This is a genomic window from Rhodococcus sp. NPDC003318, from assembly GCF_042879035.1.
In the GTDB taxonomy this organism is placed as follows: domain Bacteria; phylum Actinomycetota; class Actinomycetes; order Mycobacteriales; family Mycobacteriaceae; genus Rhodococcus_G.
Genome location: NZ_JBIAOU010000001.1, coordinates 591,807 through 612,709, shown reverse-complemented (window position 1 = coordinate 612,709; position 20,903 = coordinate 591,807). Strand labels below are relative to the sequence as shown.

Sequence of the window (20,903 nt, the reverse complement as noted above, 5' to 3'; positions counted from 1 at the left end):
CGCCGGGGGTTATCTGCTGCCCCCGGCGGGGGGGGGGGGGGGCCGGGGGGCCCGGGGGGGGGGGGGGGGGGGGGGGGCCCGGGGGGGGGGGGGGCCCCCCCCACCCCCCACCACTGGCGCGAAGCGTCGTCTAGTAGATGTAGTCCTCGCCGCTGGCGCGGACGGTGACGTCGCTGAGGCTGATGCCCCACGGCTGGTCGATGACGTGGACGACGGCATCGGCGAGGTCCTCGGGCTTGATCAGCCAGTACTTCACCGAATCGATGTCGGTCTGCTCCGGCGGCAGCGTGCCGTTGGTGAGGTTGGCGACCGTCTCCGCGTACTGCGGTGCCCGCTGACCGACGAGGCCCATGATCGCCGTGTCGTTGACGATCCAGCTCGCCAGGTTGGTGCCCGTGACGCCGGTCGGCTTGACCGTGGTGACCTTGATCTTGCCCTTGGCCTCGATCCGCAGCGAGTCCGAGATCGTCGTGACGGCCGCCTTCGTGGCGCTGTACACGCCGGAGCCCTCGATGCCGGCGTTGCCGTAGATCGACGAGATGTTCACCACCTGCCCGCGACCCTGCTCGATCATCCGGTCGTAGACCGCGGAGATGCCGTTCACGACCCCCTTGATGTTGATGTCGATCGCCTTGTGCCACTTCTCCCACGCCCGCTCGTGATCCGCGAAGTACGCCAGCGGCATCACCCCGGCGTTGTTGACGAGGACGTCGACGGCGCCGAACGTGTCGACCGTGTGCGCGATCGCGGCCTTCATCTGGCCCATGTCCGTGACGTCGGCGGCGTGGTGGGTGCCCTCGTGGCCGGCGGCGCGGATGCCGTCGAACACCTCGGCGAGGGCGTCGCCGTTGATGTCGACGCCGACGACCTTCGAACCGGCCGCGGCGCACTTCTCGGCGATCAGCTTTCCGAATCCGCTTGCGGCGCCGGTGATGACGACGACCTTGTCCTTCAGGTACTGCGACATGTGTTGCCTTTCGTGTTGTGGGAATGTGTGCGTCAGACCACGTCGACGGCGTCGAGAACCGCGGCCACCAGCGGGCGGTTGCCGGTCACCGTCACCGCGGACCGCCACGCGGTGCGGGTGGTCGCCCAGGAGAGGAAGTCGACGGCGTCGGTCGTCGCGACATCCGCGGGCAGGTCACCGGTTTCCGTGACGACGACGGCGCCCGCGGCGTCCCGGTCGAGGACGAAGGTGCGCTCGGTGACTCCGGTCAGTCGCAGGCCGACCGGCCCTGTCAGAACGGGATGCAGTGCGGCGCGGCACATCTGCGGCAGGCCCGCGATCATCCAGTCGACGGCCGGGTCGATCGCGGCCGTCACGTCGATGTTCCCGTCGGCGATCGGGCCGCGGGGCGCGTGCAGATCGCAGGTCAGGTGCACCAGGTGGTCGAACGCGACGGCGTCGGCCAGCGCGGCGAGCCGGTAGGTCCCGAGGTCGAGCATGTCGACGGTGGCCTCGGCGAAGTCGGGGCCCTGCAACGCCTCCAGGGTGGCGAGGCCCGCCTCGGACTGCGTCCGGTAGTACTCGACCACCTGATCGGACGTCCAGTCGGCGCGCTCACGCACCGCGGCGTCGTTGAGCCGCTCGGACTTCCCGCTCGGGTTGTCGGGCAGTACGAGGTTCGGGTCGGCGATGAAGTTGAAGAAGAATCCCATGTGGGTGACGAGGTCGTGGACCCGCCAGCCGTGGCAGGCGGTGTCGGCGGCCCAGTCGTCGGGGCCGAATCCCTCGATGATCTTCCGTGCGTTGTCGACGAGCGCGCGCGACGCCGTGACCCCTGCTGTGGACATGGTGTGACCTCCGGGTTCGTGTGTCACGCGGTGAGGAAGATGGACTTGAGGTTCTGGTAGGCGGCCAGGCCCTCGGGACCCAGCTCGCGTCCGATGCCGCTGGCCTTGACGCCGCCGAACGGAGAACCCCAGTCGAGGTTGAAGGTGTTGACACCGAAGGAGCCGGTCTCGACCCGTCGTGCGACGCCCAGGCCCCGCTCGTCGTCGGTGGTCCACACGGTCCCGCCGAGGCCGTACTCGGAGTCGTTCGCGAGCGCGATCGCCTCGTCGAGGTCGCCGTAGGGGAGCAGGGTCAGCACCGGCCCGAACACTTCCTGACGCGCGACGGTGGAGGAGTTCTCGACGTCGGTGAACACGGTCGGCTCGACGAAGAACCCGGAACCCACGCCCGCGGGTCGGCCACCCCCGGTCGTGACGGTGCCGCCCTCCGCGCGGCCCTGCTCGATCAGCGACAGCACCCGGTCGCGCTGGCGGGCGCTGACGAGCGGCCCGATGGCGGTCGCCTCGTCCATCGGATCGCCGACGGGCAGGCCCGCCGCCATCGCGGTGACGGCATCGCGGAACTCGGCGTACCGGCTGCGCGGCAGCAGGATTCGGGTGGACATGTAGCACGTCTGCCCGGTGTTGAGCAGGGACGCGGTGGCCAGGCCGGTGACGGTGGCCTCCAGGTCGGCGTCGTCGAGCACCAGGGCCGCGGACTTGCCGCCGAGTTCGAGCGTCACGGGACGCAGCAGTTCCCCGCAGACTCGGCCGATGTGGCGTCCGGCGGGGGTGGAACCCGTGAACGCGACCTTGTCCACTCCGGGATGCGCGACGAGGTACTGGCCGATGTCCGCGCCGCCGGTGACGATGCCCAGCACACCGGCGGGCAGCCCGGCCTCGATCGCGGCCTCGGCGAGCAGGTAGGAGTCCAACGTCGTCTCGGGGGACGGCTTGAGCACGACGGTGCAGCCGGCAGCGAGTGCGGGCGCGATCTTGAACATCGAGAGGACGGCGGGGAAGTTCCACGGGGCGATCGCGGCGACGACACCGACCGGCTCGCGGCGGACCACGGTGGTCCCGGGGACGGGCCGGCTGGTGCGTCGCTCCTCGATCGGGGTCGACAGGGCGAGGTCGGCGTAGTACCGCAACAACTGGACGGGCGCGGCCCCTTCGGCGAAGCGCGCCAACGCAATCGGCATGCCGTTCTCGCTCGTGACGGTCGTGGCCCGGTCCTCGGCCCGCTTGTCGAGGGCGTCGGCGAACCGGTGCAGCACGGCGGCACGCTCTTCGGGTGTCAGTGCAGCCCAGTCGGAGCGGTGGCGGGCGGCGCGGGCGGCGGCGACCGCGACGTCGACGTCCGCCGGGGCGGAGGCGGGCACGGACCCGATCCGCTGTTCGTTCAGGGGGGACACGACCGGGATGACGTCGCCGGTCGACGGGGTGTGCCACCCGCCGTCGATGAACAGGGACGTGCGCTCGGTGTTCGTGGTCATGGGAACTCCTCGTCGAGTTGCGCGATGCGACATGTGTCCATCGTCACGGGCGGCGCGTCGGAACTCTTGACATCACACGACCACTTTTTTACTTTTGGACACATGGCGGACCTGATCTGTGCGTCCTCACTCAGCCACGCACCCCACTTGATCCGCGAACTCGGCGGTGACCCGGCCGACGTGCTGGCCCGACTCGGCATCGATCCCGACGTCGTCGGCGCCTACGACCGTTTCGTGCCGTTCAGCGTCCTGTCCACGCTGATCGGAACGTGCGCCGAGGAATTGCGGGTGCCGGACTTCGGGCTGCGGCTCGCACACCGTCAGGACCCCGACATCCTCGGCCCGGTCGCGATCGTCGCCCGCAACGCGGAGACCGTCGGCGCCGCGCTACGGGGCGTCACGGAGTTCGCCCACGTCTACAGTCCCGCGCTGGCGACGCAGCTGACCGTCGGCGACACCGAGGCGACCTACGAGTTCACCACCCTGCTGCACCTGCTGCCCCACCGGGCGCACGTCGTCGAGTTGGCGCTGGGCGTGACGCTGGGCATGTCCCGGACCCTGGCCGGTCCGGACTTCCGTCCGCAGCGGGTGACCTTCCAACACCAGCGCATCTCCGACATGCAGGTCTACACGGACTACTTCGGATGTCCCGTCGAGTTCGGGGCGGACCGCAACCTGATGGTGGTCCCGCGCGGGGTCCTGGACCGCCGGCTGCCGACGGGCGACCCGCTCGCCTACGACCTGGCGGTGCGGTACATGGCCGGGCGGAAACCGGACGTCGCGTTCGGCGATGCGGTGTCGGCGTTGATCACCCGCGCACTGCCTGCCGGCGCCGCCACCCTGACCGCGATCGCGGAGCTGATGATGCTGCACCCGCGGGCGCTGCAGCGCAGGCTGGCCGAATCGGGTCAGACGTTCGAGTCGATGGTCGACGACATCCGCCGCGAGCTCGCAGTGACGCTGTTGGCCAAACGGGACGTGCCGCTGTCCGCGGTGGCGCAGCAGCTCGGCTACTCGGAGCAGAGCGCGCTGACCCGCAGTTGCCGGCGCTGGTTCGGCGTCACCCCGCTCGCGAAGCGCCGCGAGCTCTCCGTGGCCTAACGCCGACCGCGCTTCGCTCCGGTCTTCCCCTTGCCGGACTTGGTGTTCCGCTGCGGCGGGACCTTGCCGGCCTCGACCCGCGCCGCGCGCTTCGCTGCGGCCTTCTGGGAGGCGGTCCGCTTGGGTGCCGGTTCGTCACCGCCGCGTCCGCGGGAACTGTTGGCGCTGCGACCCCGGACGATTCCGACGAACTCCTCCACCGACTCGGTCGTCGCGCCGGCCGGCCAGGCCAGCGCGACCGGGGACAGTGGGGCATCGGTGACGGTGCGGTAGGTGAGGTCCTTGCGGTGGTGCAGCCGCGCCAACGACTGCGGCACCACGAGCACGCCCACCCCGGCCGCGACCAGTTCGATCGCGTCGGCGGTGGTGTCGGGGCGGTGCAGAGCGGGTGTGCCGGGCCGGCTCTGCCATTCGAGGGTGTCGTCGTGGGGGTGCAGGACCACCTCGTCGGCCAGGTCGGCTGCGGCGACGTCGTCGGCGGCGGTGATGACGTGATCCTTCGGCACCACCACGACGGGTGTCTCCTCGTACAGCGCGATGACGCTGAGCCCGTCCCGGTCGATCGGGAGCCGTACCAACGCGGCGTCCACGCCGCCGTCGCGCAGCAGTGCGGGCGCGTCCGCTGCGGTGACCGCGACCAGCTCGAGCGGAACGTCGGGGAGGCGTTCCCCCCAGATTCGCACCCACTTCGACGGCGTCACGCCGGGCACGTACGCGAGCCGGAACGGGGACGGGGTGGCGGGCTCGGTCATCCCGTCAGGCTACCGGCCCGCTCCGACGCCGACGACGCTCGATACCCTTGACCCATGAGTGCGCAGAAGACACCCCAGACGATGAAGCCGGCGACCGCCGCGAAGAAGCTGGACGTGTACCTTCCGGCCACCCCGGCCGAGTTCCGGGACGGAGTCGTCTCCCGCGAGGAACTCGCCGGGCTGCGCACCGATCCGCCGCAGTGGCTGCAGGATTTGCGTGCCCAGGGCCCGCACCCGAAGAACGTCGTCGCGGACAAGCTCGGCATCTCCGTCGCCGGACTCGCCCGCGGCGGCGTCACCGAGGCGCTGACCACCGAGCAGATCGACGCCCTCCTCGCCGACCAGCCCGACTGGCTGGTCGCCGAACGCGCCAGCCTCGTCGAGGTCCGCAAGGAGGACAAGCGGATCCGCGAGCAGCAGATCGCCAAGCGGGAGGCGTCGAACCGCAGACAGCGGACCGCGAAGCCGGTGCTACGTCCGCAGGACTGACCGCGGTCAGCCGCGCCACGTCCAGCGGCCGCCGACCATCGTGGCCCACACCGGCGTCACCGCCAGCGCGGCCCCGGCGGTGGGGATCTCGTCGGTGTCGAGCACGACGAGGTCGGCGACGTCCCCCGCCCGTACCCGGGTGCGTCCGCCGGTGGACGCGGACAGCGCGGCCTCCCAGGGGATCTCGTGTTCGGGGTGCCACACCCGGCCGTCGGGGAGGGTGCGGTCGACGGCGGCGGCGAGGGTGAGCCACGGGTCCAGCGGCGCGACCGGCGCGTCCGAACCCAATGCCAGCGCGGCGCCGGATGCGAGCAGGGTGCCGTAGGGGAAGGCCCGCCCGGTCCGGCCGGGCCAGTACATCTCGGCGAGGTCGACGTCGTCGTGGACGTGCGCGGGCTGCACACTCGCGACGACACCGAGCTCCGCGAAGCGCGGAAAGTCCTTCCCGGCCACGAGCTGCGCGTGCTCGACCGACCCGCGCGAACCGGTCGCGGCGAACGCGTCCAGCACCTGCTCGCAGGCGCGGTCGCCGATCGCGTGGATCGCCGTGTCCAGACCGCCCGTCGACGCCCGCGACATCAGCGCGCACAACTCGTCCGGACGGACGGACAGCACGCCGTGCCCGCCGCTCGGGTACGGGTCGTGGCAGTACGCGGTCCGGGTGCCGAGCGAGCCGTCGACGATCACCTTGAGCGGTCCCACAGTCACCAGCCCACCGGTGCCGGGCACGTCGTCTCCGGTGCGGACACCGTCGGCCAGCGCCTCGTCCAGCCACCGCGGCCAGATGCCGCACCGCACCCGCAGCACGTCGGCGCCCGCGGCGACGCGGCGCGTCCACGACGCCCGGTTGTCGGCGATCTCGAAGTCCGTCACGCCGACCACACCCCGCGCCGCCGCGGCCCGTGCCGCGGCATCGACCCGGCGGTCGAGCACCGCCGGATCGACGCGCTGCACGTCGTTCATGATCGGCATGAACTCGATCTCGGTCAGCAGTCCCGTCGGGTGCTGTGCGAGCGAGAAGCATTGCAGCGCCGCGGTGTTGAACCAGCCGCTGTGCAGGTCTGCGCTCAGCGCCACCACCGGCCGGTCCGGTGCGACCGCGTCCAGCAGCGCGGCGGTGGGGGAGTCCGGCCACAGTCCGTCCCGGAACCCGTGCACGACGACGACGTCGGTGTCCGCGGCGGGGAGGTGTTCGGCGATCAGCCGGACGGCGTGCGCCGCCGACGTCGCGGACGACAGGTCGAGACCCGACTGCGCGAGTGCCCACTGGTCGAAGTGGACGTGGTTGTCCCACAACCCCGGCAGCACCAGCCGGCCACCGAGATCGACCACCTCACCGCCACGGTCGCCGCCGACGATGCCGTCGGTCACCGCGAGATCGACCGGTGCCTCACCGGGCGCGAGCCGCGCCCCGCGCAGCAGGAGCCCCGTCACCCCTCGACCACCTCGAACTCGTCGAACACCACCTCGCCGGCGGCGTCGGACTCCGCGAGGTTCACCTCGCCGACCAGCGCCCAGCCGTGGTCGCCGTTGGGATCGGCGATGGTCTGTCGCACCCGCCACAGCTCCGACTCCCGGGACACCGTGAACAGTTGGGGGCCGCGGGCGTCGGGGCCGGTGCCGATCTCGTCGTACTCGTCGAAGTACAGCTCCATCAGCTCCGACCAGTCCTGCTCCTCGAGCCCGTCACCCAGGGCGGCCAGCAGGTCCCACCGACCCCGTGACGCCAACTCGACGCGCTTGAACATCGCGTTGCGGACCATGACGGTGAACGCGCGCACGTTCGCCGACACCGGCCGCGGGACGTCCGCGCCGAACGCGACCTGCTGGTCGTCGGATTCGACACCCGGATTGGTCAGCTGCTCCCACTCGTCGAGCAGGCTCGAATCCACCTGGCGGATCAGCTCGCCCAGCCACTCGACGATGTCGTCGAGCTCCTCGGTGCGGGCGGAGTCGGGCACCGTCTGCCGCAACGCCCGGTACGCGTCGGCGAGGTAACGCAGGACGAGACCCTCGGAGCGGGCGAGACCGTAGTGTCCGACGAGTTCGGCGAACGTCATCGTCTTCTCGATCATGTCCCGCACCACCGACTTCGGGGACAACGCGAACTCCGACACCCACGGGTGCCCGCCGCGGTACGTCTCGAACGCCGGGTACAGCAGGTCCTCGAGGGGTTTCGGCCAGGTGATGTCCTCGAGGAGCTCCATCCGCTCCTCGTACTCGATGCCGTCGGCTTTCATCTCCTGCACCGCTTCGCCGCGGGCGGTGTGCTGCTGTGCCATCAGGATCTGGCGCGGATCGTCGAGCGTCGACTCGATCACCGACACCACGTCCAGTGCGTAGGTGACGGCCTCGTCGTCGAGGAGTTCGATCGCCGCGAGCGCGAACGGCGACAGCGGCTGGTTGAGGGCGAAGTCGCGCTGCAGATCCATCGTCAGCCGTGCCCACGACCCGTTCTCGTCGGGCGCATTCAACTGCTCGACGATCCCGGCCTGCAGCAGCCCGCGGTAGAGGGCGATCGCCCGACGGATGTGCTTGCGTTGCTGTGGCCTGGTCTCGTGGTTGTCCTCGAGCAGGTGCCGCATCGCGGTGAAGCAGTTGCCCGGCCGCGCGATCACGTTCAGCAGCATCGAATTCGACACCCGGAACCGGGACGTCAGCTGCTCCGGCGACGCGGCGACGAGCCGCTCGAAGGTCGGCTCACCCCACGACACGAACCCCTCCGGCGGCTTCTTGCGCTGAATCTTCTTCAGCTTCTTCGGATCGTCGCCCGCCTTCTGCACGAGGCGATGGTTCTCGATCTCGTGCTCGGGCGCCTGCACGACGACGGTGCCCATCGTGTCGAACCCGGCACGTCCCGCCCGGCCGGCGATCTGGTGGAACTCACGCGCCCGCAGGTGCCGGGTGCGGGATCCGTCGAACTTCGTCAGCCCCGTCATCAGCACCGTGCGGATCGGGACGTTGATGCCGACACCGAGGGTGTCGGTGCCGCAGATCACCTTGAGCAGGCCGTCCTGCGCGAGCCGCTCGACGAGCCGCCGGTACTTCGGCAGCATGCCCGCGTGGTGCACCCCGATACCGTGCCGCACCAGTCGCGACAGTGTCCTGCCGAATCCGGTCGTGAATCGGAAGCTGCCGATGGTCTCGGCGATCGCGGCCTTCTCCTCCTTGCTGCACATGTTGACGCTCGTCAACGCCTGCGCCCGTTCGAGGGCGGCGGCCTGGGTGAAGTGCACGACGTACACCGGCGCCTGATGCGTCGTGACCAACTCCTCGATGGTCTCGCCGATCGGTGTCTTCGCATAGGAGAACGTCAGCGGCACCGGCCTTTCCGTGCCCCCGACCACCGTCGTCGGCCGGCCCGTGCGACGAGTGAGGTCGCCCGAGAAGAACGACACGTCTCCGAGCGTCGCGGACATCAGCAGGAACTGCGCCTGCGGCAGCTCGATCAGCGGAACCTGCCACGCCCAGCCGCGGTCCGGCTCGGAGTAGTAGTGGAACTCGTCCATCACGACCTGCCCGATGTCCGAGTCCGCGCCCTGACGCAACGCCAGGTTCGCGACGATCTCCGCGGTCGCGCACACGATCGGCGCCGACGAGTTCACCGACGCGTCGCCGGTCATCATGCCGACGTTCTCGGCGCCGAACACCTCGCACAGCGCGAAGAACTTCTCGCTGACCAGGGCCTTGATCGGCGCGGTGTAGAAGGTGCGCCGCCCGTGCGCGAGCGCCGCGAAGTGCGCCCCGATCGCGACCATCGACTTCCCGGACCCGGTCGGCGTGGACAGGATGACGTTCGCGCCCGACACGACCTCGATCAGCGACTCCTCCTGCGCCGGGTACAGCGTCAGGCCGCGCCCGGACGCCCAGCCCGCGAAGGCGTCGAACAGTGAATCGGCGTCGGGGGACTCGGGGACCAGATCGGAGAGCAGCACCGATACAGGCTATGCGAGAGTGCGGCCGGTGCTGTGGCAGGTCACGGTCTGCCGGTTCGCGCTCGGTCAGGTCGCGCTGCGCTCGTCCGCTCCCATCGCGTCCAGCACCGCCTCGCGGGTGGAGCTGCCGCCGCTGATGTGGGCCTCACCGACCCCGTTGACGAGCATGTCACGCCAGACGGCGGTGTCGTACTGCATCGCCTGGGTGGTGGTGACGAAGTCCTCGACGACGCGCAGGAACCGGATCGGGTCGTCGTGGAAGGGGAAGTGTCCGCTGCCGTCGAAGATCTCCAGCCGGGAATGGGGGAGTGCGGCATGCGCCAGGTGCGCGTGGCTGACCGGGATGACGGCGTCCCGGTCGCCCCAGATGATCTGAACGGGCAGGTCGGCGGTCAGATAACATCGGTCGAGCATGGTCACGACCTGGCCCCGCCAGTCCACCACGGCGCGCAGGGTGCGCAGGAACGCATCGCGCGCGGTCGGGTCGGGCAGGTCACGCAGCACCCGCACCAGGTCGGGCGAATCGTGGAAGATGTCGAGGGTCTTGAACGGTCCCCGGTAGAGCCGGTCCGCGATCTGACCGAGGACGCCGACGATGTCGATGACACCCGGAACCTGCAGCAGCCGCAGCGCCTCGTTGGCGATCGGGAGGGCCGCGAAGCGCAGCGCCGGATTGACGTCCTTGGTGACCCCACCCGGCGCGATCACGATCAGCCGCTCGATCATCTGCGGGAACTGGTAGGAGAACTGCAGGGCGACGCCACCACCGAGGGAGTGCCCGATCACGGTGGCCCGTTCGAAACCGAGGACCGTCAGCAGGTCCCGCATGCCGTTGGCGTAGGCGGCGATCGAGTAGTCGGCGCGCGGCTTGTCGGAGCGTCCGTGCCCGAGCAGATCCGGCGCGATGACCGTGAAATTCTTCGCCAGGTGCGGGATCACCTCGTTCCAGGTGGACGAGTTGTCGCCGATGCCGTGGATCAGGAGCAGCGCGGGACCGCTGCCCGCCATCCGGAAAGCTCGCCGGTACCCGTGAATGGTCCGGAACGCCAGCCGCGGCTCGGTGTCGGGCACTGTGCGCAATGCGCGTGGTCGGCCTCCGCCCATGGTCCACTCCTGTCGTTCGTCGACCCGATGCCTCGGTTGTCTCCCCGAGACATCGTCTGTCGACCTACCGAGCGTCTACTTGGACGATCGTATAGTTCAACTCCCTTGTACGTCGGGACAACTGTAAGCCCGAATCACATGCTGTGGGCGACCGTCATTCGCCGTTAACTTGACCGACATCCCCGCCCTCGTCGTGGCCCCTGCTCTCGCCGTCCAGCTCCGCGAGGAACCGTTCGAATTCGGCGCCCAGTTCGTCGCCGCTGGGCAGCTCGTTCTCGGTGGCCAGCAGGCTGGACTGACGCTCCTGCGCAGTCACGTACGTGTCGTACTGACGCTCCAGGGCGTGCACCACCGACTCGACCTCCTCGTTGCCGGTCACCTGGGCGTCGACCTGCTCCCGGACCCGGGCCGCCGCCTCGCCGAGCGCGGCCAGCGGCAACTCGAGATCGGCGACCTCGCCGACGAGCTCGAGCAACGTCTCCGCGGCAGCCGGGTAGTCGGCCTGCGACAGGTAGTGCGGAACGTGCACCGAGTACCCCATCGACTCGTGGCCGTGCTGGGCCATGCGCAGCTCCAGCAGCGACGACGCACTGCTGGGGACCTTCAGCTCGCCCGGCCAGCCCTCGTTCTCGCGGACCAGGTCGGGATTCGACGAGTGCGCCGTCACCCCCAACGGACGCGTGTGCGGCACCGCCATCGGAATCGAGTTCAACCCGATCGTGCGACGCACCCCCAACTGTTCCGCCAGCAGCCGGACCGCGGTGGTGAACCGTTCCCACTTCAGGTCCGGTTCCATGCCGGCCAGCAGCAGAAACGGGGTGCCCGCCGTGTCCTTGAGCGCGTACAGGTTCAGTTCGGGGGCGTCGTAGTCGGAGAAGTGGTTCGCCTTGAACGTCATCGTCGGACGCCGCGACCGGTAGTCGATCAGTTCGTCCACCGCGAACGACGCCACCAGTTCTGTCTCGAGGCTCTCGCGCAGGTGCGTCGTCGCGAGTTTGACGGCGTGACCCGCGTCGGAGTACCCCTCGAGACCGTGCACGAGAACCGGACCGCGGCCGTCGTGCGCGGACACCTGCGGTGCCGGGAACTCCAACTCGTACATGCCCGACTGCTCGTCCATCGTTCACAACCCCTTCACGTCTTCGTTGTCGACCAGTGTCCCTCACCGGGCGCGGCTACGCCTCACCCCGGTGTCGAACAGGTCTGCTGTCATCAACAGGACTCGCGGGCATCTTCATTCCCGGCCGTCGCGTCCGGACCTGGCAGAGTCGGAAACCGGCAAAGTCGGAAACCGGCAGGGCCGGGGGCTGGCAGAGTGGACACACACGCACCGGCAGATGTGGAGGACCTTTCGTGACAGGGCGCAAACTCGTGGTCGCAGGAACGGTCGTGGCGGCAGCAACCGCCGTGGCCCTGGCGCTCGCCGGGTGTTCGTCGAACGTGTCGGGCAGTGCGGAGCCGGCGGCCGGCGCCGTCTCGGGCAACATGGGGGGAGGCGCCGGCGGTGGCGGGACAGGTGGTGGAACCATCACGCCGATCGCGGCGCCGCTGTCGTCGATGCTGCTCGCACCGGAGGACTTTCCCGCTCCGTACCAGGCGATCGTGTTGCCGGACCAGGCGGTCGAGCAGGCCGCCGAGGACCTCGACGGCATCCCGTCCGGGGCGAAGGTCGATCCTCCCGGCTGCAAGCCGCCCGCCCAGAACTTCGGACCGGACGGGACAGCACTGATCGTCGGAACCGACAACGCCGCGCGCGCGACCATCTCGATCGAACTCACCAGGGTCGACGAGCCGTTGTCCGCGCGGGAAGCCGAGATCGCCGAATGTCTCGAGGTGACCACCACGAAGGACGGCGCCACCGCGACGGTCACGACCACTCTTCTGCCCGCACCACCGCTGAACGCCGACGACACGATGGCCCTGCGTCAGACCGTCTCCTCCGGCGCCGACGGGACGGCGGTGACCCAGTCGATGCTGCGTCTCGTCGCGCAGGTCGACGACGTGCGGATCTCCGCGACCTACATGACCTTCGGGGACGGCAAGCCGGACTCCGCCACCCTCGACCAGCTGTTCACCGAGGCGGTGCAGAAGGTCAACGCGGCCTGAAAGTCCAGACCCGGGGACGGTCCTGTGGAGTGCGCGCGAATCGCTCCACAGGACAGGCCGTTCGGGCCCTCACCGGCCCGTTCCTGTCGACCGGGTCGGGGACGGTTCGTGCATGGCAACCATGTACCCGGACATCCCGAACGGACGAGTCCACATCAGCGACCCCGCCGATCTCATCGCGGCCGTGCCCGCAATGCTCGGCTTCACCCCGCACCGCTCGCTGGTGCTGATCTGCATCGGCGGCACACCGTCGACCGTGCAGACCGTGATGCGGCACGACCTTCCCGAACCCGGAGCCGTCCACGACGAGGGCGCACTCGAACGCCTCGCGATGCTGTGCGAGCACGCGGACGCGCGACTGGCGGTCGCCGTGGTCGTCGACGAGCGCGCCATCGCGGGCGACCCGGTGCACGGCACCCACCACGCACTGGCCGAGTACCTCTCGGTGGTGCTCGCCGACGTCGGTGTCGCGCTCGTCGGTGCCCACGCGGTGACGGCAGTCGTGGCAGGTGCCCAGTGGTGGAGCCTGCTCGGCGACGACCGCCACGGAAGCCTGCCCGATCCGACCGCGTCGAAGGTCGCGGCCGCCCAGGTGTTCCAGGGCCGTCCGATCCGTGGGTCCCGCGGTGAACTCGAGCAACTGCTCGCGCCGCGGGCCCGCGGTCACCGGGACCGGGTCGCGCGGCTGCTCGCCGTCGCCCGGCATCCCGCGTCGGGGGCGCGGTCCCGATCCGGTGGCGCCGCACTCGACGAGGTACTCGCGCACATAGTCGATTCCGCCGGTCATCTCGCAGACGAGGCGATCGTGGCGGTGTCCCTCGCGCTCGAGGACTCCGACATCCGCGACTCCGTGCTCGGCCTGGCCGTCACCGAGATGGCGGACGCAGCGGAAGCGGCCTGGATCGCAATGGTCCGGTCGCTGACCGGGCAGGCCAGGGCGGAACCGGCCGCCCTGCTCGGGTTCAGCGCCTACGCGCGTGGTGACGGCCCGCTCGCCGGGGTGGCACTCGCCGTGGCCCTCGCGGCCGACCCCGAGCATCGCCTCGCCGGGCTCCTCGACGACGCGTTGCAGCACGGGATCCGGCCCGACGTCATCGAGGACCTCGCCCACACCGGACGCGACGTCGCGAAGGCTCTCGGCGTGACCCTGCCGCCCGCGGCGTGCGCGTGAGCGGCAGGGGCACGCCGAGGTGTCAGCGGCGCCGTGCCGCGTGCGAACGGTCGCCGAGATCCTTCAGGTAGGTCCAGGCGTCCGCGACGATCTCGTCGAGATCGGTGTGTGCGGGACGCCAGCCCAGCTCTTCGATCGCTCGGTTGCTCGAGGCGACGAGCACGGCGGGATCACCGGCCCGCCGCGGCGCGTCCTCGGCGGCGATCGGCAGCCCGGTCACCCGCTCGCACGCGGAAATGACCTCACGGACACTGAAACCCGCACCACTGCCGAGGTTGTAGATCGAGTGGATCCCCGCGGCGGCACGGTCGAGAGCGAGCAGGTGCGCCTCGGCCAGATCGAGGACGTGGATGTAGTCCCGTACCGCGGTGCCGTCCGGAGTCGGCCAGTCGGTGCCGAACACCGAGATCTTGTCGCGCTGGCCCAGTGCCACCTGGAGCACCAGCGGGATGAGATGGGTTTCGACGACCCGGTTCTCGCCGGCGCCGCGGTACGCCCCGGCCACGTTGAAGTACCGCAGGCTCGTCGCCGCCAGCCCGTACGCGGTCGCGTACGAGGTGATCGCGTGGTCGATCGCGAGCTTCGTCGCGCCGTACGGATTCGTCGGCCGTGTCGGATCGTCCTCGGTGATCGGGCTGCGCTCGGGCTCGCCGTAGGTCGCCGCCGTCGACGAGAACACCAACCTGGGCGTCCCGGACCGCCGCATCGCCTCGAGCAGTGCCAGCGTCGTGACGACATTGCCCTGCCAGTACTTCGCGGGTTCGAGGACCGACTCGCCGACCAGCGACTGCGCCGCGAAGTGCAGCACGCCGTCCACACCTCCGCGGCCCAGCACATCCCCAGCGAGGGCCGCGACATCGCCCTCGACGAACTCGGCGCCGGCGGGCACCGCATCCGCGTTGCCCGTCGACAGGTCGTCGACGACGATCACGTCGTGTCCGCGTTCGAGCAACACCGCCGCGCACACACTGCCCACATAACCGGCTCCGCCGGTGACCAGAAGTCGCACGGGCCGTCAGACCTGCTTGACCTGGACGGCGTGGGCCATCTCCTCGGGCAGGTCGACCGCCTCGTGTCCGGGCACGTTGATCGTCACGAAGCCCGGCCGGGTCTCGACCGTCACGCGCGCGTTCGGCACGACGCCCGCATCGCGGAGCTGGCCGATGATGTCGGGGTCGGACTGCACGTGCTCGGCGAGCCGCCGGACCACGACCGCGGTCGGCTGACCGTTCGGCACCTCCGTGAGCCGGATGAGCAGCTCGCCCTGATTCTCCGGCGCGCCCAGGCCCAGCTGCGCCAGACCCGGAATCGGGTTGCCGTACGGGGACGTCGTCGGGTTGTTGAGCACCTGGACGAGTCGGCGCTCGACCTCCTCGCTCATGACGTGCTCCCAGCGGCAGGCCTCCGAGTGCACCTGGTCCCACTCGAGACCGATCACGTCGACCAGCAGCCGCTCGGCGAGGCGGTGCTTGCGCATCACGGCGACCGCGAGATCGCGGCCCTTGTCGGTCAGTTCGAGATGTCGGTCACCGGCCACGGTCAGCAGCCCGTCGCGCTCCATCCGAGCCACGGTCTGGCTCACCGTCGGCCCACTCTGCTCGAGCCGTTCGGCGATCCGAGCCCGCAGCGGAACGACACCTTCTTCTTCAAGGTCGTAAATCGTCCGGAGGTACATCTCCGTGGTGTCGACCAGATCCTTCACACTCACGCCCCTTCAGTCGCTGCCGATTCTACCGGGGCGAACCCGGGAATCGGTGCTGCCCGTACGCGGCAGCGGTCCAGGTCACGTCAACGCCCCGTGCCTGTCGCGCCATTCCGCTCGCCACCAGTAGCGTGACGAGTATGGCCGAATCGTCCAACCCCGCCGCTCCGGATCCCGGCGAGGGCGTTGTCGTGTGGAGTCCGGAGTATCTGAACTACCGGTGGAGTTCGGATCATCCGATGAACCCCGCCCGCCTCGACCTGACGATGTCGCTGTCCCGCAGCCTCGGCCTGATCGAGGGTGCCGAGATCGTCCGGCCCGACGCGGCCACCGACGCGGAACTGCTCCGCATCCACACCCCGAGTTACATCGCCGCGGTCAAGGCGGCGGGCGTAGGACCCGTGCAGGGACTCGTCGACGCCCGCGCCGAGGGCGACGCCGCCCCGCACGGGCTCGGCAGCGAGGACAATCCGATCTTCCCGCGGATGCACGAGGCCAGTGCGATCCTCGCCGGCGGCACCCTGGCCGCAGCTCGTGAGGTCGCCGCCGGTCGCACCCGCAGGGCGGTCAGCATCGGCGGCGGCATGCACCACGCGATGGCGGACTGGGCGTCCGGCTTCTGCGTCTACAACGACGCCGCCATCGCCATCTCGTGGTTGCTGGACAACGGATTCGACCGCATCGCCTACATCGACGTCGACGCCCACCACGGCGACGGCGTCCAGCACGCGTTCCTCGGCGATCCGCGGGTGCTGACGGTGTCGATCCACCAGCACCCGGCGACGCTGTGGCCCAACACCGGATGGTCCAGCGAAGTGGGCGCCGGGGCGGGGGAGGGCACCTCGCTCAACATGCCGGTGCTCCCGGGGACCGTGGACTCGGTGTGGCTGAGGGCGTTCCACGCCGTCGTGCCCGCCGCCGTCGGGTCGTTCAAGCCGCAGATCGTGATCAGTCAGTGCGGCGTCGACAGTCACCGCGAGGATCCGCTCGCGGACCTGAGCCTCACGGTGGACGGACAGCGCGCCGCGTTCCGCGCCATGCGCGATCTCGCCGATCGGTACGCCGACGGTCGCTGGATCGCCGTCGGCGGCGGCGGATACGGATTGGTGCGGGTGGTGCCGCGGGCGTGGACACACCTGATCGCGACCGCACTCGGCCGCGACCTCGACCCCGCGACGGCGGTGCCGCAGTCGTGGCTCGACGAGGTCGCCGCGAAGGGGCCGACCGTCGAGTTGCCGACGACGATGAGCGACGGTGGCGCCGTCGACCACCTGCCGTGGGACGGACCGGGCGGGACCCCGCAAACCGGTGTCGCGACCGTCGACCGCGCCCTGGTCCGCGTCGACGCCGCCATCCTGGCGACCCGCAGGGCCAGTTTCCCCCTGCTCGGCCTGGACCCGGAGGACCCCCGTGACTGACACTCCCGGCACCGCAGCCTCCGTCGGCGACACCGACACCCCGGATCCCGCCCAGCAGGCGCCGTTCCCGGCGCACTGGCTCGCGGACGTCCTGGCCTCGGACGGGGGTGTGGTGCACCTGCGTCCGATCACCCCGGACGACGCCGACAAACTGGTCGCCTTCCACGGCAAGCTGTCCGAGCGGACCCGGTACCTGCGGTACTTCGGGCCGTACCCGACGATGTCCCAACGCGACATCGTGCGGTTCACCACCGTCGACCACCACAACCGCGTCGCGTTCGTCGGGATCCTGGGCGACGAGATCATCGCCGTCGGACGCTACGAGCGACTCCTCGACGTCGGCGACGGCCGGTCCGCGGAGGTCGCGTTCGTCGTCGCCGACGAACACCAGGGCCGCGGGCTGGGGCCGATCCTGCTCGAACACCTCGCCGGCGCGGCCGCCGAGAACGGACTGACGATGTTCGTCGCGGAGGTCCTCGCCGAGAACCGGAACATGGTCACGGTGTTCCGGGAGGCCGGATACCAGGTCAGCCGCAGCTTCGAAGGCGGCGTGCTCCGGCTCGAGTTCGCCATCGACCCCACCGAGGCGCTGCTGACGGTGCGCAACTCGCGGGAGCGGGCGGCCGAGGCCCGCAGTGTGCGCAACCTGCTCAGCCCCCAGTCGGTGGCGGTGATCGGCGCGTCGACCGATCCGGGCAAGGTGGGCAACGCGGTGCTCCGCCACCTGCTCGAGACCGGGTTCGCCGGCCCCGTGTACCCCGTCAACGCCGAGCACCGCTCGGTGCGCGGAGTGCGGGCCTACCCCTCGGTGCGCGACATCCCCGACCACGTCGACCTCGCGGTCGTCGCCGTGCCCGCCGAGTCCATCGACTCGGTCCTCGACGACTGCCTCGCCAAGGGCGTCAAGGCGCTCGTGGTCGTCTCCGCGGGCTTCAGCGAGACCGGACCCGACGGCGTGGCATCCGAACGACGCCTCGTCCTCGCCGCCCGCGCCCACGGCATGCGCCTGGTCGGGCCGAATGCGCTCGGCGTCGCCAACACCAACCCCGCCGTGCAGCTGAACGCGACCCTCGCGCCGGTGCTGCCGCACGGTGGCCGGGTCGGATTCTTCTGCCAGTCCGGTGCGCTCGGCATCGCGATCCTCGACGAGGCCGCCCGCCGCAGGCTCGGCCTGTCCACCTTCGTGTCCGCAGGCAACCGCGCCGACGTCTCGGGCAACGACCTGCTGCAGTACTGGGACACCGACCCGGAGACCGAGGTGGTGCTGCTGTACCTCGAGTCGTTCGGCAACCCGCGCAAGTTCTCCCGGATCGCGCGTCGCGTGGCCCGGAACAAACCGATCGTCGCGGTCAAGTCCGGCCGGCACGCCGTGCGGCCCGCCCTTCGCGCCACCAGCGTCGAGATCGACGACTCGATCGTCTCCGACCTGTTCGCCCAGGCCGGTGTCGTGCAGGTCGGCTCGATCGCGCAATTGTTCGACAGCGCGATCACTTTCGGGTACCAGCCGCTGCCCGCCGGGCCCCGGCTCGCGGTGGTCGGCAACTCGTCGGCGCTCGGGTTGCTCGCCGCCGACGCGGCACTGTCCGAGGGGCTCGTCGTCGGCGACCCGGTCGACCTCGGTGCCCAGGCCACCCCGGACGAGTTCGCCGGAGCCGTCAGAGCGGCACTCGAGGACCCGGAGGTGGACTCGGTCATCGCGGTGTTCGTCCCGCCCGTCGCGATCGACCCGGAGCCGTACGCGAAGGCGCTGCGCGATGCCGCCCACGAGGCGGGCAAGCCGATCGTCAGCACCTTCCTCGCCGCCGAGGGTATCCCGGACGTCCTCGCCGTCCTCGGGCCCGACGGGAACCCGGTCCGCGGGTCGGTGCCGTCGTTCCCCGGGCCGGAGCGGGCGGCACTCGCCCTCGCGCGGGCGTGGCAGTACGCGCAGTGGCGGGACAAGCCCGTTTCGCAGGTGGTCCGCCCCGACGGGATCCACGCCGACCGGGCCGCCGAACTCGTCGACGGGTGGTTGCAGACGTGCGAGGCGGGCGGCCGATGGCTCACCGACTTCGAAGCCACCGAACTGCTCAGTTGCTACGGCATCGCCGTCGCCCAGTTCGCGTCCGCCCGCTCCGAGGACCAGGCCGTCGCCGCCGCCGAGGCGCTCGGATTCCCCGTCGCCGTGAAGGCGACGCGCGAACAGTGGCGCCACCGTCCCGACCTCGGTGGTGTGCGGCTCGACCTCGACACCGCCGACGGTGTCCGACGCGCCTACCGCGACCTGGCGGAGGCGTCCGGGGACCCACTGCTCTACGTGCAGAAGATGGCGACGAAGGGCATCAGCTGCGTCATCGGCGTCCAGGACGACCCGTCGTTCGGATCGCTGATCTCGTTCGGGCTCGGCGGACTGATCTCCGGTCTGCTCGGCGACCGTGCCTACCGGGTCCTGCCCCTGACCGAGGACGAGGCCGTCGACCTCATCGACGCACCGAAGGCGGCGCCGCTGCTGTCCGGCTACCGGGGCGCACCGAAGGTGGACAAGGCCGCGCTGGTGGACCTGGTGCAGCGGATCTCGGCGCTCGGCGACGACCTGCCCGAGGTGCGCGAGCTCGTCTGCGAGCCGGTGCTGGCCAGTGCCACCGGTGCCGAGGTCACCGACTCGCGGGTCCGCATCGGCCCGGAGCCGAGCACCCGCGTCGACCTGGGACCCCGCCGACTGCGCTGACCGCCGCCGACACGGCGGGGCCGGCGCGCCGGGCGGACGCACGAGGCCCGGACACAGGCGCGCCGGCCGAGCCCGCGCTCCCGAGGGGGTAAGGAGCGGTGGGTTCGGCCGGCGCGGCAGCTGAACGGAAACGTGAACGCCACCGTTCAGCGGTCTGAGATCAGCTCGCGTAGGCGCGGAGACGGTCGGCCCGTTCGCCCTGACGCAGCTTGCCCATCACCTCGCGTTCGATCTGCCGAACCCGCTCACGCGAGAGACCGAAGATCTTGCCGATCTGGTCGAGGGTCCGGGGCTGACCGTCGTCGAGGCCGTACCGCAGGCGGATCACCTGCTGCTCACGCTCGTCGAGGGTGGCCAGCACACTGCGAACGTCGCTGTGCAGCAGACCGGCGATCACGGCGCTCTCCGCCGACGTCGCCTCGGAGTCCTCGATGAAGTCGCCGAGCGGGGCCTCCTCGTCGGAGCCGACCGGCATGTCGAGGCTGACCGGGTCGCGGCTGTGGTCGAGCAGGTCCGCGATCTTCGCGGCCGGAATGCCCGACTCCGCCGACAGTTCCTCGTCGGTGGCTTCGCGACCGAGCTGCTGGTGCAGCTCCCGCTTGATCCGGGCCAGCTTGTTGACCTGCTCGACGAGGTGCACGGGCAGCCGGATCGTGCGGGACTGGTCGGCCATGCCGCGGGTGATTGCCTGACGGATCCACCAGGTGGCGTACGTCGAGAACTTGAAACCCTTGGCGTAGTCGAACTTCTCCATCGCGCGGATCAGGCCCAGGTTGCCTTCCTGGATCAGGTCCAGCAGCGGCATGCCGCGGCCCGTGTACCGCTTGGCCAGCGACACGACCAGACGCAGGTTCGCCTCGAGCAGATGGCTGCGGGCGCTCTCGCCCTCCCGGACCACGGTCGCCAGATCACGCTTCTTGGCGGCGGTCAGCCGCTTGCCGGTGGCGAGCACGTGCGCGGCATACAGGCCCGCCTCGATCCGCCTCGCGAGCTCGACTTCGTCCGCGGCGGTCAGGAGCGCCGTGCGCCCGATCCCGTTCAGGTAGACACGTACCAGGTCGGCGGCCGGGGACTGGGCATCCAGGTCCTCGGGAGTCGGGCGCGCTCGGCGGGTGGTGGGGCTCGTCATGACCTGCCTCCTCATCGGTG

General features: G+C 70.4%; 17 protein-coding genes. 6 read left to right on the top strand and 11 right to left on the bottom strand.

Going from position 1 to position 20,903, the window contains the following annotated elements:
* Positions 1-130: 130 nt before the first annotated feature.
* From ACFYVR_RS02655 to ACFYVR_RS02645, 3 genes are read right to left on the bottom strand one after another with little or no spacing between them, the layout of a single operon-like run.
* Positions 131-967, bottom strand: coding sequence for an SDR family oxidoreductase (locus ACFYVR_RS02655; RefSeq protein WP_387469306.1), 837 nt, complete (start codon positions 965-967; stop codon positions 131-133).
* A gap of 32 nt (positions 968-999) precedes the next feature.
* Complete coding sequence (locus ACFYVR_RS02650) at positions 1,000-1,794, bottom strand: maleylpyruvate isomerase N-terminal domain-containing protein (RefSeq protein WP_387469304.1); 795 nt, start codon at positions 1,792-1,794, stop codon at positions 1,000-1,002.
* A 23-nt stretch (positions 1,795-1,817) separates the two neighbouring features.
* Complete coding sequence (locus ACFYVR_RS02645) at positions 1,818-3,269, bottom strand: aldehyde dehydrogenase (protein ID WP_387469302.1); 1,452 nt, start codon at positions 3,267-3,269, stop codon at positions 1,818-1,820.
* Positions 3,270-3,371: 102 nt separating this feature from the next.
* Between ACFYVR_RS02645 and ACFYVR_RS02640 the strand changes: the two genes are divergently transcribed.
* Positions 3,372-4,370, top strand: a complete 999-nt coding sequence (locus ACFYVR_RS02640) for an AraC family transcriptional regulator (protein ID WP_387469300.1) — start codon at positions 3,372-3,374, stop codon at positions 4,368-4,370.
* Here ACFYVR_RS02640 and ACFYVR_RS02635 read toward each other — a convergent pair.
* Positions 4,367-5,122: a LysR substrate-binding domain-containing protein gene (locus tag ACFYVR_RS02635; protein ID WP_387469298.1), complete on the bottom strand. Its 756-nt coding sequence runs from the start codon at positions 5,120-5,122 to the stop codon at positions 4,367-4,369. The two genes, ACFYVR_RS02640 and ACFYVR_RS02635, sit on opposite strands and share 4 nt — an antisense overlap.
* A gap of 54 nt (positions 5,123-5,176) precedes the next feature.
* Between ACFYVR_RS02635 and ACFYVR_RS02630 the strand changes: the two genes are divergently transcribed.
* Positions 5,177-5,611 carry a DUF5997 family protein gene (locus tag ACFYVR_RS02630; protein WP_387469296.1) on the top strand — a complete coding sequence of 145 codons (435 nt, stop codon included), beginning with the start codon at positions 5,177-5,179 and terminating at the stop codon, positions 5,609-5,611.
* Between the two features lie 6 nt (positions 5,612-5,617).
* Here ACFYVR_RS02630 and ACFYVR_RS02625 read toward each other — a convergent pair whose 3' ends face one another.
* The 4 genes from ACFYVR_RS02625 to ACFYVR_RS02610 all read right to left on the bottom strand — a co-directional run bounded on the left by ACFYVR_RS02625 (position 5,618) and on the right by ACFYVR_RS02610 (position 11,770).
* Complete coding sequence (locus ACFYVR_RS02625; protein ID WP_387469294.1) at positions 5,618-7,045, bottom strand: amidohydrolase; 1,428 nt, start codon at positions 7,043-7,045, stop codon at positions 5,618-5,620.
* Positions 7,042-9,546 carry a DEAD/DEAH box helicase gene (locus ACFYVR_RS02620; protein ID WP_387469292.1) on the bottom strand — a complete coding sequence of 835 codons (2,505 nt, stop codon included), beginning with the start codon at positions 9,544-9,546 and terminating at the stop codon, positions 7,042-7,044. Before ACFYVR_RS02620 ends, ACFYVR_RS02625 begins: the two co-directional genes overlap by 4 nt.
* Before the next feature lie 66 nt (positions 9,547-9,612).
* Positions 9,613-10,650 carry an alpha/beta fold hydrolase gene (locus ACFYVR_RS02615; RefSeq protein ID WP_387469290.1) on the bottom strand — a complete coding sequence of 346 codons (1,038 nt, stop codon included), beginning with the start codon at positions 10,648-10,650 and terminating at the stop codon, positions 9,613-9,615.
* 154 nt (positions 10,651-10,804) lie between these two features.
* Positions 10,805-11,770 carry a proteasome assembly chaperone family protein gene (locus tag ACFYVR_RS02610; RefSeq protein WP_387469288.1) on the bottom strand — a complete coding sequence of 322 codons (966 nt, stop codon included), beginning with the start codon at positions 11,768-11,770 and terminating at the stop codon, positions 10,805-10,807.
* Positions 11,771-12,039: 269 nt separating this feature from the next.
* Here ACFYVR_RS02610 and ACFYVR_RS02605 point away from each other — a divergent pair, with 269 nt between their 5' ends.
* Both ACFYVR_RS02605 and ACFYVR_RS02600 read left to right on the top strand, forming a co-directional pair.
* The gene (locus tag ACFYVR_RS02605) at positions 12,040-12,756 is read left to right on the top strand and encodes a sensor domain-containing protein (protein WP_387469286.1); all 717 of its coding nucleotides are present in this window, start codon (positions 12,040-12,042) and stop codon (positions 12,754-12,756) included.
* Positions 12,757-12,868: 112 nt separating this feature from the next.
* Positions 12,869-13,927 carry a DUF4192 domain-containing protein gene (locus ACFYVR_RS02600; protein ID WP_387469284.1) on the top strand — a complete coding sequence of 353 codons (1,059 nt, stop codon included), beginning with the start codon at positions 12,869-12,871 and terminating at the stop codon, positions 13,925-13,927.
* 22 nt (positions 13,928-13,949) lie between these two features.
* Here ACFYVR_RS02600 and galE read toward each other — a convergent pair whose 3' ends face one another.
* Both galE and ACFYVR_RS02590 read right to left on the bottom strand, forming a co-directional pair.
* On the bottom strand, positions 13,950-14,936 hold the full coding sequence (galE, locus tag ACFYVR_RS02595; protein ID WP_387469282.1) for a UDP-glucose 4-epimerase GalE: 987 nt from the start codon (positions 14,934-14,936) through the stop codon (positions 13,950-13,952).
* A 6-nt stretch (positions 14,937-14,942) separates the two neighbouring features.
* Positions 14,943-15,629, bottom strand: a complete 687-nt coding sequence (locus ACFYVR_RS02590) for an iron dependent repressor, metal binding and dimerization domain protein (RefSeq protein WP_387470300.1) — start codon at positions 15,627-15,629, stop codon at positions 14,943-14,945.
* A gap of 140 nt (positions 15,630-15,769) precedes the next feature.
* Here ACFYVR_RS02590 and ACFYVR_RS02585 point away from each other — a divergent pair, with 140 nt between their 5' ends.
* Positions 15,770-17,047: an acetoin utilization protein AcuC gene (locus tag ACFYVR_RS02585; RefSeq protein ID WP_387469280.1), complete on the top strand. Its 1,278-nt coding sequence runs from the start codon at positions 15,770-15,772 to the stop codon at positions 17,045-17,047.
* Positions 17,040-19,754 (top strand): GNAT family N-acetyltransferase, encoded by a 2,715-nt coding sequence (locus tag ACFYVR_RS02580; protein WP_387469278.1) that lies wholly within the window; start codon positions 17,040-17,042, stop codon positions 19,752-19,754. Before ACFYVR_RS02585 ends, ACFYVR_RS02580 begins: the two co-directional genes overlap by 8 nt.
* 160 nt (positions 19,755-19,914) lie before the next feature.
* On the opposite strand, the gene ACFYVR_RS02575 is transcribed toward ACFYVR_RS02580, so the two are convergent.
* A complete protein-coding gene (locus ACFYVR_RS02575; RefSeq protein WP_387469276.1) occupies positions 19,915-20,883 on the bottom strand; it encodes a sigma-70 family RNA polymerase sigma factor in 969 nt (322 codons plus the stop codon).
* Positions 20,884-20,903 lie beyond the last annotated feature (20 nt).

Coding starts and splice junctions, on each gene's coding strand:
- ACFYVR_RS02655 (WP_387469306.1), bottom strand. CDS start 967: ATGTCGCAGTACCTGAAGGACAAGGTCGTCGTCATCACCGGCGCCGCA.
- ACFYVR_RS02650 (WP_387469304.1), bottom strand. CDS start 1,794: ATGTCCACAGCAGGGGTCACGGCGTCGCGCGCGCTCGTCGACAACGCA.
- ACFYVR_RS02645 (WP_387469302.1), bottom strand. CDS start 3,269: ATGACCACGAACACCGAGCGCACGTCCCTGTTCATCGACGGCGGGTGG.
- ACFYVR_RS02640 (WP_387469300.1), top strand. CDS start 3,372: ATGGCGGACCTGATCTGTGCGTCCTCACTCAGCCACGCACCCCACTTG.
- ACFYVR_RS02635 (WP_387469298.1), bottom strand. CDS start 5,122: ATGACCGAGCCCGCCACCCCGTCCCCGTTCCGGCTCGCGTACGTGCCC.
- ACFYVR_RS02630 (WP_387469296.1), top strand. CDS start 5,177: ATGAGTGCGCAGAAGACACCCCAGACGATGAAGCCGGCGACCGCCGCG.
- ACFYVR_RS02615 (WP_387469290.1), bottom strand. CDS start 10,650: ATGGGCGGAGGCCGACCACGCGCATTGCGCACAGTGCCCGACACCGAG.
- ACFYVR_RS02610 (WP_387469288.1), bottom strand. CDS start 11,770: ATGGACGAGCAGTCGGGCATGTACGAGTTGGAGTTCCCGGCACCGCAG.
- ACFYVR_RS02600 (WP_387469284.1), top strand. CDS start 12,869: ATGGCAACCATGTACCCGGACATCCCGAACGGACGAGTCCACATCAGC.
- ACFYVR_RS02585 (WP_387469280.1), top strand. CDS start 15,770: ATGGCCGAATCGTCCAACCCCGCCGCTCCGGATCCCGGCGAGGGCGTT.
- ACFYVR_RS02575 (WP_387469276.1), bottom strand. CDS start 20,883: ATGACGAGCCCCACCACCCGCCGAGCGCGCCCGACTCCCGAGGACCTG.